This window comes from Pseudomonas sp. DE0010, assembly GCF_007680745.1.
Classification (GTDB): Bacteria; Pseudomonadota; Gammaproteobacteria; order Pseudomonadales; family Pseudomonadaceae; genus Aquipseudomonas; species Aquipseudomonas parafulva_B.
Map to the genome: position 1 here is coordinate 1 of NZ_VEJQ01000003.1, position 13519 is coordinate 13519.

10 protein-coding genes are annotated in these 13519 nt (G+C 62.9%); 3 read left to right on the forward strand and 7 right to left on the reverse strand.

Annotated features, from left to right (window positions below; genetic code table 11):
* A partial coding sequence (locus FS767_RS22780; RefSeq protein ID WP_178102704.1) for a hypothetical protein occupies positions 1-189 on the reverse strand: 189 nt, incomplete at its 3' end.
* Between the two features lie 249 nt (positions 190-438).
* Here FS767_RS22780 and FS767_RS02915 point away from each other — a divergent pair.
* Positions 439-2757 (forward strand): TonB-dependent receptor, encoded by a 2319-nt coding sequence (locus FS767_RS02915; RefSeq protein ID WP_256674223.1) that lies wholly within the window; start codon positions 439-441, stop codon positions 2755-2757.
* 51 nt (positions 2758-2808) lie between these two features.
* Here the strand turns inward: FS767_RS02915 and FS767_RS02920 are convergent, their stop codons facing one another.
* Positions 2809-7146, reverse strand: coding sequence for an NEL-type E3 ubiquitin ligase domain-containing protein (locus tag FS767_RS02920; RefSeq protein WP_144964122.1), 4338 nt, complete (start codon positions 7144-7146; stop codon positions 2809-2811).
* Positions 7147-7374: 228 nt separating this feature from the next.
* Between FS767_RS02920 and nhaA the strand changes: the two genes are divergently transcribed.
* Both nhaA and FS767_RS02930 read left to right on the forward strand, forming a co-directional pair.
* Complete coding sequence (gene nhaA / locus FS767_RS02925) at positions 7375-8712, forward strand: Na+/H+ antiporter NhaA (RefSeq protein WP_144964123.1); 1338 nt, start codon at positions 7375-7377, stop codon at positions 8710-8712.
* A 154-nt stretch (positions 8713-8866) separates the two neighbouring features.
* Entirely contained in the window at positions 8867-9724 is an 858-nt protein-coding gene (locus FS767_RS02930; protein WP_144964124.1) for an SDR family oxidoreductase, read from the forward strand.
* Positions 9725-9764: 40 nt separating this feature from the next.
* On the opposite strand, the gene FS767_RS22785 is transcribed toward FS767_RS02930, so the two are convergent.
* The 5 genes from FS767_RS22785 to pqqA all read right to left on the reverse strand — a co-directional run bounded on the left by FS767_RS22785 (position 9765) and on the right by pqqA (position 13499).
* Positions 9765-9905, reverse strand: coding sequence for a hypothetical protein (locus tag FS767_RS22785; RefSeq protein WP_167340226.1), 141 nt, complete (start codon positions 9903-9905; stop codon positions 9765-9767).
* Between the two features lie 222 nt (positions 9906-10127).
* Positions 10128-11855 carry a NahK/ErcS family hybrid sensor histidine kinase/response regulator gene (locus FS767_RS02935; RefSeq protein ID WP_144964125.1) on the reverse strand — a complete coding sequence of 576 codons (1728 nt, stop codon included), beginning with the start codon at positions 11853-11855 and terminating at the stop codon, positions 10128-10130.
* On the reverse strand, positions 11839-13002 hold the full coding sequence (gene ercA / locus FS767_RS02940) for an alcohol dehydrogenase-like regulatory protein ErcA (RefSeq protein WP_144964126.1): 1164 nt from the start codon (positions 13000-13002) through the stop codon (positions 11839-11841). Before ercA ends, FS767_RS02935 begins: the two co-directional genes overlap by 17 nt.
* An 88-nt stretch (positions 13003-13090) precedes the next feature.
* Entirely contained in the window at positions 13091-13363 is a 273-nt protein-coding gene (pqqD, locus tag FS767_RS02945; RefSeq protein ID WP_058637242.1) for a pyrroloquinoline quinone biosynthesis peptide chaperone PqqD, read from the reverse strand.
* 64 nt (positions 13364-13427) lie between these two features.
* Entirely contained in the window at positions 13428-13499 is a 72-nt protein-coding gene (gene pqqA, locus FS767_RS02950; protein ID WP_003253598.1) for a pyrroloquinoline quinone precursor peptide PqqA, read from the reverse strand.
* Between the last annotated feature and the right edge of the window lie 20 nt (positions 13500-13519).

Genomic DNA, 13519 nt, shown 5'->3' on the forward strand with positions numbered 1-13519 from the left:
CAACAGCAACAGCAACAGCAACAGCAACAGCAACAGCAACAGCAACAGCAACAGCAACAGCAACAGCAACAGCAACAGCAACAGCAACAGCAACAGCAACAGCAATAGCGATAGCAACGGCAACGGCAACGGCAACGGCAACGGCAACGGCAACGGCAACGGCAACGGCAACGGCAACGGCAACGGCAACGGCTAGTTGTATGGGACGATTTTATTATCGCCCTGGCCATGGCTCATCCTCTGCCAGCCCTGGTGAATCGTCGTGCTCGTTCGTTCATGTAAAAAAGCGGCGGATAAGCCGCGATCACGCCTAGGACGAACGGACACGCCATGACACTTCGCAACCAGTCAATTCCCCTTGCCCAGATGTTACGCCTAACCTTGCTAGGCATTGCTCTCTGGCCCCTTGCTCACCAGCCCGCCCTGGCAGCTGATCAGGTGCAGACGATCTCCTTCGACATCGCCCCCGGCCCACTCGGCAGCATACTGAACGAATACGCCCAGCGCGCCGCCATCTCGATATCGTTCGAGCGTACCGCCCTCGCCGGCCTTCGTTCAAACGGCCTGCAAGGACGCTATGGCGTATGGGAAGGTTTAAATCACCTGTTGCAAGGCACTGACCTGCGCCTTAGTCGCGACACCAACGGTGGCTACCTTGTGCTCCCACCTGCCCCAAGCACCAGCGGGGCGATGGAACTGACCGCCCTGAGCATTTCCGGCAAGGCCCCCGGCGCACTTACCGAGGGTTCGGGCGCCTACACCACCGAATCGTCCAGCAGCTCTACGCGCCTGAACCTGTCACTCAAGGAAACCCCACAATCGATCACGGTTTTGACGCGCCAGCGCCTGGACGACCAGAAGCTCGATACCCTCACCGACGCACTGGACGCTACCACCGGCATCACCGTCATTCGCGAAAGCCTGGGGGCCGACAGCACGGCGTACCTGTCCCGGGGCTTTGCCATCCGCAACTTCGAGATCGACGGCGTCCCCACGTCGGCGAACATGGACAACTACACCCAGAACACAGCCATGTACGACCGCGTGGAAATCGTGCGCGGCGCCACAGGCTTGATCAGCGGCATGGGCAACCCATCGGCCACCATCAACCTGATCCGCAAACGCCCCACCGTTGATCCTCAAGTGCAGTTGAGCGCAGAGGCCGGAAGCTGGGACCGCTACGGCCTGGGCGTTGACGTGAGCGGCGCGCTCGATGAAAGCGGCAGGCTGCGTGGCCGCCTGGTGGCCGATCACAAGGACCAGCACGCCTGGATCGACCGCTTTGACCAACAGCTCTCGACCCTTTACGGCATCACCGAACTGGACCTGGGCGACGAGACCCTGCTGACGGTGGGCCTCAGCCATCAGGTCACCCACAGTACCGCACCCATTCGCACCGGCTTCCCGCTGTTCACCACGGACGGGGCGCGCACGCATTTCTCCCGCTCGTTCAATACCGCGCCAAACTGGAGCTATTACGATCGGCAGCAAAGTACCCTCTTCACCTCGCTAGAACATCAGTTCGCCAACGGCTGGAGCGGCAAGGTGGAGTACAGCCATGCGCGCAACGACTACGACTCCGTGATCGCCTACGTCGATGGCGAAATCGACCCAACAACCGGTGCCGGGGCTACGATCAACCCGACCCGCTGGAAGGCCGCGCCCACCCAGCACAGCCTGGATGCCTACCTCACCGGCACCTTCGACGCCCTGGGACGCGAGCACGAAGTGATCGGCGGCGTGACCCTGTCACGGACCGAGGAAAGAGGCACATCCAACTTCGGCGGCTGGCAGAGTGCCCGAACGGGCTACGACGACACCATCGACAACATTTTCAACTGGAACGGATCGTCCCCCAAGCCGGTGTTCACCCAAATCGGCACCACCGACATGACCGAAACCCAGTACGCAGGCTACCTGACCTCGCGGCTGCACCTGAGCGATGCCGCCAGGCTGATCCTCGGGGCGCGGGTGGTCGACTGGAACAGGGTGAACAAGAGCGCGCTCTATACCGGCTCGCGTCAACGTACCGAGCGGACCGAAAACGGTGTAGTGATCCCCTATGCTGGCCTGGTCTATGACCTGAACGATACCTGGGCTGTCTACGCCAGCTACACGCAAATCTTCAACCCGCAAGGTAACCAGATTCGCGACGTCAAGGGCTCGCCCCTTGACCCGCAAGAAGGCACAGGCTACGAAGTGGGGTTGAAAGCCGATCTGCTCGACAAACGCCTGACCGCAAGCCTGGCCCTGTTCCGGGTGGAGCAGGACAACCTGGCAATCGCCGATGGGCGCTTGCTGCAGCCCAACGGGTTTCAGGCGTATCGCGCCGAGAGCGGCACCACCAGCGAAGGTGTTGAGCTTGAGCTCAACGGTGAGCTGGCCGAAGGCTGGCAGGTCATGGCGGGCTATTCCTACAACGTCAGCTTCGATACCAACGACCAGCGCATCGTTACCGAGATTCCGCGCAATAGCGTGAAGCTGTTCACCACATACCGCCTGCCGGGCGAGCTGGACAAATGGACTGTCGGCGGCGGGATCAACTGGCAAAGCGAAACGGGCTATGCCCTGAGCTACGCCACCACCCAGAGCAGTTATGCGCTGGTCAACCTGATGACGCGCTATCAGGTGACGCCGCAGCTATCAGCCAGCGTGAACGTCAACAACCTGTTCGACAGGCACTACTTGACGACCACGGCAGGCGGGATCTACGGCGCCCCACGCAACGTCATGACGACGCTGCGCTACAACTTCTGAGGCCCATACCCGTCGGCGGATAAGCGGGCCCGTCAATGACGGGCGCCGTTGTCACGCCAATTCTCCCTCCCAGGGATGCTCCAGCAGCAGCCGCAAGGTCAACGACAGTGTCAGCTGACGCTCGGCCGCGCTGCGCTCATCGGCCAGGTTACCCACGGCCTCGAGGATCTGCTGCTCGGTCATACCTTCCTGGCCCTGCAAAAGCCCCTCGAGCCGGACGTGATAGGGCTGGTTCAGCGTCTCGTACTCGCCCGCATACGAAGTGCGCAGAAAATCGATCCAAAACGTGCGCTGCAGCAGCGAATCGGCGATCCGCGCATTGCTTTCTGCAAGCAGAATGCTGCGCGCGGCATCACGTAGACGCACATCGTTGACGTCGGAAAATACCCGGTGATACATGTAGCGCGACTGAGCCGGCAGCCCCAACGGCCGGACCAATCCTGCCCGGTACGCAAGATGTATCTCCACTTCATCAATCAGTCCGTAGGGGTTGATGGCCCGCTCCCTGGAAATGTGCTGGGCTGCGACGCGATCCACCTCATCGAGGCGATAGAGCTCGCGACCAATGCGCACCAGAGCAGGCGCCATGTCTGCGGCGGCAAGCCCTGCGGTGCGGGTCGTGACCAGGGCACGCACCTCGAACAGACTGAGCATCAGCAGCATCTGGTCAGCACAGGTGCGCGGGCCTGCTGCCTGTTGGAAGACAGCTTCACGGACTTGCGAATTTTCAACACAAACCTCGATCAACGCCCAGATACGCCTACGTAGATCGATGCCTTGAAAGTCATAATCGTTCGAACGCCCGAGGTCGTTGAAAAACCGCATCAGGTCATCACTGCCAGGTTCGTCGGTCAGCGCCGTCCAGTGCTCGGAGCGGATCACACGCTCCTCAGGGCTAGAGTCCGCCAACCAGCGTTCAAGGGATTCTTGCCCGCCAGGGCCATGACGGCGCAAAGGCAACGCCGTTGCCCCGGCCTCGCCCAGAGTGCTGCGCAGCGCGGTCTGGGTGGGTTCGGGTACAGGGTTATCGTGCAGGCTCAGCCCAGCCAGACGCCGGTGGGAGTGAGCAAGGGTCGGGCTCATGTCCGCGATACGGTTGTCGCGAAGGTCGATGTCCTCCAAGGCAGGGTGCATATAAAGCTCTACTGGCAACGCCTCCAAGCCCGTGTCACGCAAGTGCAGACGCTGTAGATCCAGCAGTCGAACCAGGGGTGGCAGTTGCCCGATCGGGTTGTGCGACAGGTCAAGCACGCGCAATTTGGTCAACGCGCTGAGCCTGGCAAGGCCTGCGTCGTCGATCACGATCTGGTTACGCGTCAGGTGCAGCTCGGTGAGCTGCGTCAGTGTCTGGATGCCCTCAGGGACACTGGTCAGCATGTTGTGGCTCAGGTCCAGTGTGCGCACATTAGGGAACCGCTGGAGAAACCCCTCAGTGATGCTCGACAAGTGTGCGCGGCGCAGTGTCAGGTGGGTGACGTGATCGAATGACGCTTGCTCAGGCAGCAGCGGAAGGCTATCGATGCGCTCGCTGTCAATGACCAGGCGGTATTCGCCGTTGGCATCGGGTCGCTTTCGCCGCCAACATTGGCGGATGCGACGGGCAATCTGTCGACGGCGCTCGGGCAAAGGCGCAGTGGTGGCTTCTCGGCGCCAGGCTGCCAGGTTGTCACCCAGATCGACAAGGCACTGCTGCAATTGGCGCAGATGGTCCCACGGTTGCTCGCCCTGCAAGCGCACCCGCTCAAGATACACTTCGATTTCCATGTCGCTCAGCGTCGGGAAGATCTGCTGGTAGCCGCGAAGCATGGCCTGCCGCGACCCTTCCGGTCGGCCACTGAGCACGTAGCCGATGCGTCCATCGCCAAGGCGCATCGGAGGCCTTGGCTTGCCAACCGGTGTCATGCCCAGGAGCCGCGCAGCCTGAGTCCGGTCTGCAAAAGCACGGTCTGCCAGCGCGCTGGCAAGATCGGCGGGCGCCTTTGAGGCGACCCCCATCGCAACGCGCTGCTCTGGGTCAAGGGTGCGCAGCAATGCCTGGAAAAATCCGTCATTGGCCACAGCACCGGGCAAGGGACGTCCTGCATGATCGGTTGCCAGATATCCTTGTGCCGTGTGAATCACGCAGCGGGTCTCGGGTGCCATGTCAGCGCCCACGCTGGCTCGCCTAGCGCCACCCAACTGCGCCTCGTGCACTTCTATCTTGACTGACGCAGCCCAAGGCCAGTCGCGGTGCAGCAATGCCAAGGCCAACCGCTCGGTATCGCTGTCAACGGCGTTGGGCTGCTCGAAGCCGGCACATGCACGGTCCAGGCGTGCGTCATGCAGCGCCCATCGCGCCCGCTCGGCCAGTGCAAGCGGCACTTTGCGTTGCTCCAGCAACTGGCTGAGCTCGGTATCGCTGGCGGCCGCGAGCAACTCCCGGCCAGCGCGCGTGGAAAGCCCCGGAAAATCCCGGTGCAGCGGCTCTGCCGCAAGCGCGGGGACTCCCTGGGCCTCATGCCATTGCGCTTCGAAGGCTTGTCCACGCAGGCGGGGGAACGCGCGATGCAGCTCGTATCTTTGCAAGGCATCACACAACCGCGCGGGTGCAGGTGCATTTTCAAGATGCAAGCGTCGCAGCGCGGCTTCGTCCAGGCCGACACTGCGCAGCACCGCGCGCGCCGCTGCAGGGCTCACCGAACCCAGGTTCGAACCCAGACGCGCTACCAGCATGCCGACGTTGGACCACGCCTGTGGACGCTCCAATGCATGGCGCACCCCGCCCGCCTCGTTGTCCTCCAGGATAATTTCAGGAGCTTGGCCACGCTGCGGATGCTCAATCGTTGGCCGTTGCTCATCAATTCCCAACCTGTAGCCACTATCCTCGATGGCCACGTGTGGGCGCCCATTGAGCAAACCCCGTTGCCCCGCCATCAGGTTCGTGTCGGGAACCGCATAACCCGGCAAGTCGGCCCGGGCCAGGCGCTGTTCGCCCGTAGGCGTCAGTACAGGGGCCAGTTCATCGATGATGCCTTCTCGCGCCAGCATCCGGCCCGCGGCTGCACCGGCAGCTGCACCTACCCCAATCATGACGACGTTCTGCGCCACCGCTATCAGATGACCGAGCGCTGCCTCTCGATCGCCAAGCGCCCACTCGTGGTAGCCATCGATCACGTCATCGGTAATCTGGCGCGCCGCCAGTGCGAGCAAGGGCAGCCCGAGCTCGGGCACGAAGAAACTGGCCAACCCCAGCATGTCCAGGCCGAACCCCTTGAGTAAGTGTGTTCGACGGTCTCGCGCCTGGCTGTCCACCGCCGTGTTGGGCACAGCCAGGGCCTGCGCGTCCTCGAGCAGGGTATCGACCTGGACGCTGCGCAGGTGTGCGACCAGTGCGCCGTGGATGACTTGATGGCGCCCGTCCAGTTCAAGGGGGTCCTCAGTCTTTGCGCTGCCCAACAGATGCCGGAAGCGCTGGCTGAAATGCAGGCGATCATGCTCCTTGATGAAGCGTTGGAAGAACTGCCGGTACGCAGGGTCGCGCAAGCGAGTGCCAAGGCTGCGAAACAACTGCGACCACGATGGATAAGTGCCAATGGCGCCGTAGGGATCGTCGGGTATCCACACGATCAGGTCCCGCGGTGCGGACGAGGCTTGGTCAGACGCTGGCTCGAAAACCGTGATACCGGTCACCACTCGGCCCAACAGGCGAAGTTCGCTGAATGCGCCGGCTGGTGGCTCGCTGGCGCCGGCTACGGCACTGACCAGGCGATCGAGAGCCCCACCCTTCACAACGCCCTGTAGCCGCGCGAGCTCTATAGCGGCCAGCAGGCTGCGGCGCCACCCCTCTTCAAGCACCGCGCTGACCTCGCGTCGGCGCTTGTCGTCGGCAAATAACACCTGCTTGAGGTGCTGCTGATAAGCCGCGCCCAGGTCCAAGGACCGACACACCCCCGCGAAAGCCCGCGGGCGCAAGGGAAGCACCGTCCCATCTGCATCCAGCACGTTCGACTGTGGCAACCAGGCGACCTCGGCGGTCTCTCGCCGATCGAAATTGTGCAACGCACAGGCCAGCAAGGGTTGCTCCAGTGTGGTTGGAACCACGCGATCAGGGACGGTTGTAACACCGGATGGGTAACGTACATGCACAACTCGACGAAGTTTGGCTGCTCGGACGTCCACCGGCCGGTGCAAGAGCCTCTGCAAAGCCGCTTCCAGCAATGGACTGGCGAATTCGTCAAGAGGCTGCACCTGAGCGAACACGGCCTGCACCTGCTCACGCGCCCGTTGCTGGTCGAGCAGCGCCCGGTGCAGGCCCTGGAGTTGCTCTACCGATGCATTAGCCATCCAAGGCGGCAGTCGGTCGGCAATGAACGCGTCAACGGAGTCGTCGGGGAACGGCGTATTTTTCATGGAGCACCTGTGAGTTGCAAAACCGCCACTCAGCCAGCTTCGGAATCCGTTCTTGAGGTAGTTGTCTAACACCCACGAGCGCAGCGCCGTGCACAGCTCCAACGCCCTCAATCTCCCCACGCGTGGCCACTTGCGCTACAATCGCGCCCGGGTGCTAGCTGCTTGGGGCAGTGAAGCAGGTTAAAAAAGCTACGCAGGTCGGGCCGCCATGCGGGAGTCATTGCGCCTATGCAAAACACCAAGGTCCCCAAAGCACAGCAACTGGCCGAGCGTGCGCTGGCCAGCCTCGAACGTTTTCTGCACATCGAAGCCGTCAGTGGTGTGGTACTGCTGATCGCCGCCATCGCTGCCCTGATCTGGGCCAATTCCCCGGCCGCCGCCAGCTACGACGCCCTCTGGCACACACCGATCACGCTGGGTATCGGCTCGCTGGTCTATTCCCAGTCCCTGCATTTCTGGATCAACGACGGCCTGATGACGATCTTCTTCCTGGTGGTCGGGATGGAGATCCGCCGCGAGATCCATGAAGGTGCCCTTTCCAGCCTGCGCCAGGCATCCTTGCCCATGGTGGCAGCCATGGGCGGCGTGGCCGTGCCTGCCATGGTTTACCTGGGCTTCGGCCATGCCCCCAGCGAGCAGCAAGGCTGGGCCGTGCCGACAGCCACCGATATTGCCTTCGCGGTCGGCGTATTGGCATTGCTGGGCAAGTCGATCCCGTCGAACATCCGCGTCTTTCTGCTGGCACTGGCGATCATCGACGACATCATCGCGGTGCTGATCATCGCCGTTTTCTACTCCGGTGGCCTGGACTACCTGGGCTTTGCTGTCGCGGCAGTAGGCCTGCTGCTGGTCCTGCTCATGCAGCGCATCGGCGTGGGCTCGGCCTTTGCCTATGTCATCCCAGGCGCGATCACATGGGTGGGTGTGCTGATGACCGGTGCCCACCCTACCCTGGCAGGCGTCGTCCTGGGGCTGATGACCCCCGTCACCAGCCGCCCTATGTGGGAACGCCCCGTAGAGGCCGTGTCGCGCCTGAGCGAAGAAGTGGTCGGCCGGGCCAAAGCCGCGACCCAGGACGCCAGCCAATTGCTGACGCCTCTCAAGCACCTGCGCGTGGCGCAACGTGAAGTGCTGCCGCCGGTGGTGCGTGTGCAGAGCGCGCTGCACCCTTGGGTGGCATTCGGCATCATGCCGCTGTTCGCCTTGGCCAATGCCGGGGTTAGCCTGTCGGGCGTCAACCTGGACAGCGAAACACCGCGCTGGGTGATGGAGTCGGTGATGGCGGCGCTGGTCATCGGCAAACCGGTGGGTATCGTCGGCATCAGCTGGCTGATGGTGCGCCTGGGGCTCTGCTCGTTGCCGCCAGGGGTCAACTGGAGCGGCATCACCTTGATCGGGCTGCTGGCAGGCATCGGCTTCACCATGTCCATCTTCATCGCCAACCTGGCATTCGCCAGCCCTGCGGCGCTGGGTGCGGCCAAGTTGGGCGTGCTGGCAGGTTCGGTGGTTGCGGCCTCGCTGGGCCTGGCATGGGGCGCATGGCGCGTGCGCGGTAAACACCGATAGCGCCCACGCTGTTTCCCCATGCTCAAGCGCATGGGGAAACACGCTGAAGGGTTGCCCACGGCCGCTCGTCGTCCCAATCGTCGATCCAACTCAACCCAGGGCAACGGGACCTTTCGAACAGGTACGAGCATTCTCAACTGCAGGAGCTTCTACCATGCGCGACTACCCTACCCCGCCCTTTCCCTCTCAGCCCCAGACCGTACCCGGCTCCCAGCCGAAAATGGACCCGGTACCGGACTGCGGCGAGCAGACCTACGTCGGCCATGGCCGGCTCGAAGGCAAAAAGGCGCTGATCACCGGCGGCGACAGCGGCATCGGCCGCGCGGTGGCCATCGCCTATGCCCGTGAAGGCGCCGATGTCGCCATCTCCTACCTGGATGAACACGAAGACGCCGAAGAGACCAAGCGCTGGGTGGAGGCAGCCGGACGCAAGTGCCTACTGCTGCCAGGCGATCTGTCGCAGAAGCAGCAATGCCACGCGATCGTGGAGCAGACCGTGGCCGAGTTCGGCCGCATCGACATTCTGGTGAACAATGCCGCGTTCCAGATGGCCCACGAAACGTTCGAGGAAATCGAGGACGAGGAATGGGTAAAGACCTTCGACACCAACATCACGGCCATCTTCCGCATCTGCAAGGCCGCCTTGCCGTCCATGCCCAAAGGCAGCTCGATCATCAACACCAGCTCGGTCAACTCCGATGATCCGTCTTCCTCGCTATTGGCCTATGCGGCGACCAAAGGCGCCATTGCCAACTTCTCTGCAGGGCTTGCGCAACTGCTGGCCAAAAAGGGCGTGCGCGTCAACAGCGTTGCGCCAGGCCCGATCTGGACGCCGTTGATCCCCGCGACCATGCCCGACGAAGCCGTCAAGAATTTCGGCTCCAGCTACCCCATGGGCCGCCCTGGCCAACCGGTGGAAGTGGCGCCGATCTACGTACTGCTGGGTTCGGACGAAGCCAGCTACATCAGTGGCTCGCGCTATGCGGTCACAGGCGGCAAGCCCATTCTCTGACTGACGCGGGGCTCTGCACGAGCAGAGCCCCTGCGCCACCTCACGGCATCAGGATCGCCTGGGCGCGGTCGATGGAAGGCACTGGCATGCTGTCCCTGCTCACCATGAGCCACTGACGCATGCGAGCAGTGTCGAATATCTGGCCTTCTTCCATCATCGTCAGAATCAATGCCTGGGACATTCGGTAACACCCACACTGCGCGCACTGGCGCTGCTCCCACCCGCCGGCACATTCGATGGACTCTGCTTGTCCTGCGCATATCAGACAGCTCATATAAGCCCCCTTCTTGTTCTTGTTCACCAGAGCGTGGTCGCATGACCTACCCAACCCGGACATGGCCAACTTCCATGAGATATCCGTGCCAATGCTTAAATTCAGTGAAATGCGCTGCCCGATTGTCGGTTAGGTCAGCAGTTGACTGAGCACCGCGCGCAGTTTCCCGGGTTTGACCGGTTTGTTCAGCACCGGCATGCCCAGCGCCTGCAACGCCTGCCTGCCTTCGTCGCTGCGGTCGGCGGTGATGATGACGGCGGGGATCGTGCACCCGAACTGCTCACGTAACCGCTCCACCACGTCGCACCCCAGAATGCCGTGGTCCAGATGGTAGTCTGCCAGGATCAGTTCCGGCGGCTGACCTTGCAGCGCGTCCAAGGCTGCATGCTGATCGATGGCCGTGACGACCTTGCAGCCCCACTGCCCCAACAGGGCGCCCATGCTGTGCAAGATACTCGACTCGTTGTCCAGCACCAGCAGCCGCCGCCCCGGCAGGGGGTCCCCCATGCTCGGCTGCGGTAGCGCCACTGCCGTGGCCGCTGGCAGGCAGCTTGCCATCGGCACCTGAATCGTGAACACCGACCCTCGCCCTGGCCGTGAGCGCACCCGTACCGGATGCTCGAGTATCTTGGCGATGCGCTCGACGATCGCCAGGCCCAGCCCAACCCCCTTGCGCTCGGCTGCCCGGCCCACATCCAACTGGTTGAACTCGAGGAAGATCGACTCCAGGCGATCGTCCGGGATACCGCGCCCGGTATCCCACACCTGCAGCTCGAGGTCAGGGCCACGCCGCCGCGCCGCCAACAGCACGCCGCCCTTTGACGTGTAGCGGCAGGCATTGCTGAGAAAGTTGCGCAGGATGCGGGTCATCAGCCGCACATCGGTGCCCATGGCAACGTCGGGAATACGCGACCTGAGCTTGAGGCCTGCGGCTTCGGCCACCGATTCGAACTCGGACACCAGTGGCGCGAACAGGGTGCTCAGGTGGTACACGCCGATGTCAGGCTTCACGGCGGCCTGATCAAGTCGCGAGATGTCCAGCAGGTCGGTCAGCAGGTCTTCGGCCCCTTCCAAGGCCTGATGAGTGCGTTCCACCAGCAGTTGTTCGGCCTGCGCGAGCGGCCGCTCGCGCAGGGTCGAAATCAGCAAGCGGGCGGCATTGAGCGGTTGCAGCAGGTCATGGCTGGCCGCCGCCAGGTATTTGTCCTTGCTGCGGTTGGCCAGTTGTGCGGCGTCCCGGGCATCGCGCAGGGCCCGGGCAATCTGCTTGCGCTCGGTGATCTGCTGGTGCAGGTTGCTGTTGGCTTCGAGCAGTTGATCGGTGCGGTCAGCCACCCGCTGCTCAAGCTCATCGTTGAGTTGCTGCAAGTGCTGCTGCGCCAGCTTGCGCTCGGTGATATCGGCCACGAACCCTTCCACCAAGCCTTCATGCCCAGGTTTGCGCAGCAGGTTCATGAGCACGTCGATGTGGCTGCCATCGCGGCGGCGCAGGCGGGTTTCGTAACCGTGCAGGCTATGCTCGCGGGCCAAGGTCGTGGTGATGGTGTGCAGTTCCTGAGCGCCCCCGACGAAAAGGTTGGCGGCAAGGTCGGTCAGCGAAAACAGTACGGCTTGGGGGTCGTCATAGCCCAGCATCCGCGCCAGGGCCGGGTTGGCGGCGCGCATGCCGTCCTGCAGGCTGGCCTGGAAGATCCCGTGAACGGCATTTTCGAACAACCACTTGTAGCGGTTGCGCTCAGCTTCCAGTTCTTCCAGCCGCGCAGCCAGTTCCGGGTAATGACTCTTGCGCGCGGACTGGTCGCCCAGCCCCAGCAGCCCGGCCAGGGCTCGCTGCTGCGCTTCAGAGGGCTTCGCCATAAACGACCTCGACGTCGCGCTGGCTGGAGGCGCGTGGGTTGGTCAGGATGCACGGATCGTCCATCGCGTGTTGCGACAGGAATGGAATATCGCTGGTGCGCACACCGTGCAGCCCAAGGGTTTCATGAAAACCCATGGCGTATTTCAGGGCGATCAGGTGCTCGACCAGTCGCGCGCAGATCTGCCGGTGGTTCAGGCCCCGGCAATCGATGCCCATCACTTCGGCAATCACCTTGAAGCGCTCGGGCGCCGAACTGTAGTTGAAAGCCACCACATGCTCGACCAGCACGGCATTGCACAGGCCGTGGGGCAGATCCAGGAAGCCGCCCAGGCTGTGGGACATCGCGTGCACGGCACCGAGGATGGCATTGGAAAAGGCAAGCCCCGCCTGCATGCTGCCCAGCATGACTTTTTCGCGCAGGCTGATGTCGGCCGGATTGGCGATCATCTGCACCAGGTTGCCGTTGATCAGGCGCATGGCCTCAAGGGCATGCGGGTCGGTCAAGGGGCCGTGGCCAGTGGAGACGAACGCCTCGATGGCGTGCACCAGGGCATCGATCCCGGTACAGGCCGACAGGAATGGGTCCATGCTCAGGGTGGTCTGCGGATCGATCAACGACACGTCGGGCACCACCGCCTTGCTGACGATGGAGAACTTCATGCGTTCTTGCTGGTTGGAGATGATCACGAACTGCGACACATCCGCCGAGGTGCCGGCCGTGGTCGGGATCAGGATCAGCGGGGGGCTGGGCACGCGGATCATGTCCACGCCCTCGAACTCGAGGATGCTGCGCCCGTGCGCCACCACGATGCCGATGGCCTTGCCGCAGTCCATCGGGCTGCCCCCGCCGACTGCGACGATGACATCGCAATGGTTTTGCCGGTAGATCTCGGCGCCGAGCATCACCTCCTCGACCCGGGGGTTGGGCGACACCGCGCTGTAGAGGCAATAGTCGATGCCCTGGGCTTGCAGGCTGGCCTCGACGTCGGCCACCCACCCGGCAGCGATCACCCCAGGGTCGCTGACCACCAGCACCTTTCGGGCCCCGAAGGTCTTGGCGTAGTTGGCCACGTTATGCCGGCAGCCGGCACCGAAGATGATTTCAGGCGAAACGAATTTGCGAAGCGGGCTGAAACTCTGGCTCATGGGCAAGCCTGTTCTTATTGTTCTGGAAGGTGAGTGCCAGCGTAATGCATCCATCGACGAAAGCAACCAGACCTAGGTGGCATCGTGTTCACTCGACCCAGGCCCTGGCCCTGGCGAGCTCGAGAAAGCCCAGCACGTCTTCCTCAAGGCCTTGCACATCGGCAAAGCGCTGACGCAAGCACTCGATGACACCCGCCACGCTGAGCTGACCGTCCAGCAGTTCCAGCACCCAGCCAGCACTGCCGTTCAGTTCGATGACCACGCCCGGGCACTGCAGCACATGCATGCCTGTGCTCGGCTCCCAGCGCAAGCGGGCCCGGCGGTGCACTTGCAAGGCCTGCTGACGGGTGATCGGCTCCACGGCCCAGACTGTTCCTGGCGGGGTAGAAAGACACCGGCCACCGCTTGGGTGGCCGGAGGGCGGATCAACGGTTAGCGAAGTACATCGTCACTTCAAAGCCAATGCGCAAGTCGGTAAAGGCGGGTTTGGTCCACATGGCGTGTCCTCTTCTTGTGC

Coding starts and splice junctions, on each gene's coding strand:
- FS767_RS22785 (WP_167340226.1), bottom strand. CDS start 9,905: ATGTCCCAGGCATTGATTCTGACGATGATGGAAGAAGGCCAGATATTC.
- ercA (WP_144964126.1), bottom strand. CDS start 13,002: ATGAGCCAGAGTTTCAGCCCGCTTCGCAAATTCGTTTCGCCTGAAATC.
- FS767_RS02935 (WP_144964125.1), bottom strand. CDS start 11,855: ATGGCGAAGCCCTCTGAAGCGCAGCAGCGAGCCCTGGCCGGGCTGCTG.
- nhaA (WP_144964123.1), top strand. CDS start 7,375: ATGCAAAACACCAAGGTCCCCAAAGCACAGCAACTGGCCGAGCGTGCG.
- FS767_RS02930 (WP_144964124.1), top strand. CDS start 8,867: ATGCGCGACTACCCTACCCCGCCCTTTCCCTCTCAGCCCCAGACCGTA.
- FS767_RS02920 (WP_144964122.1), bottom strand. CDS start 7,146: ATGAAAAATACGCCGTTCCCCGACGACTCCGTTGACGCGTTCATTGCC.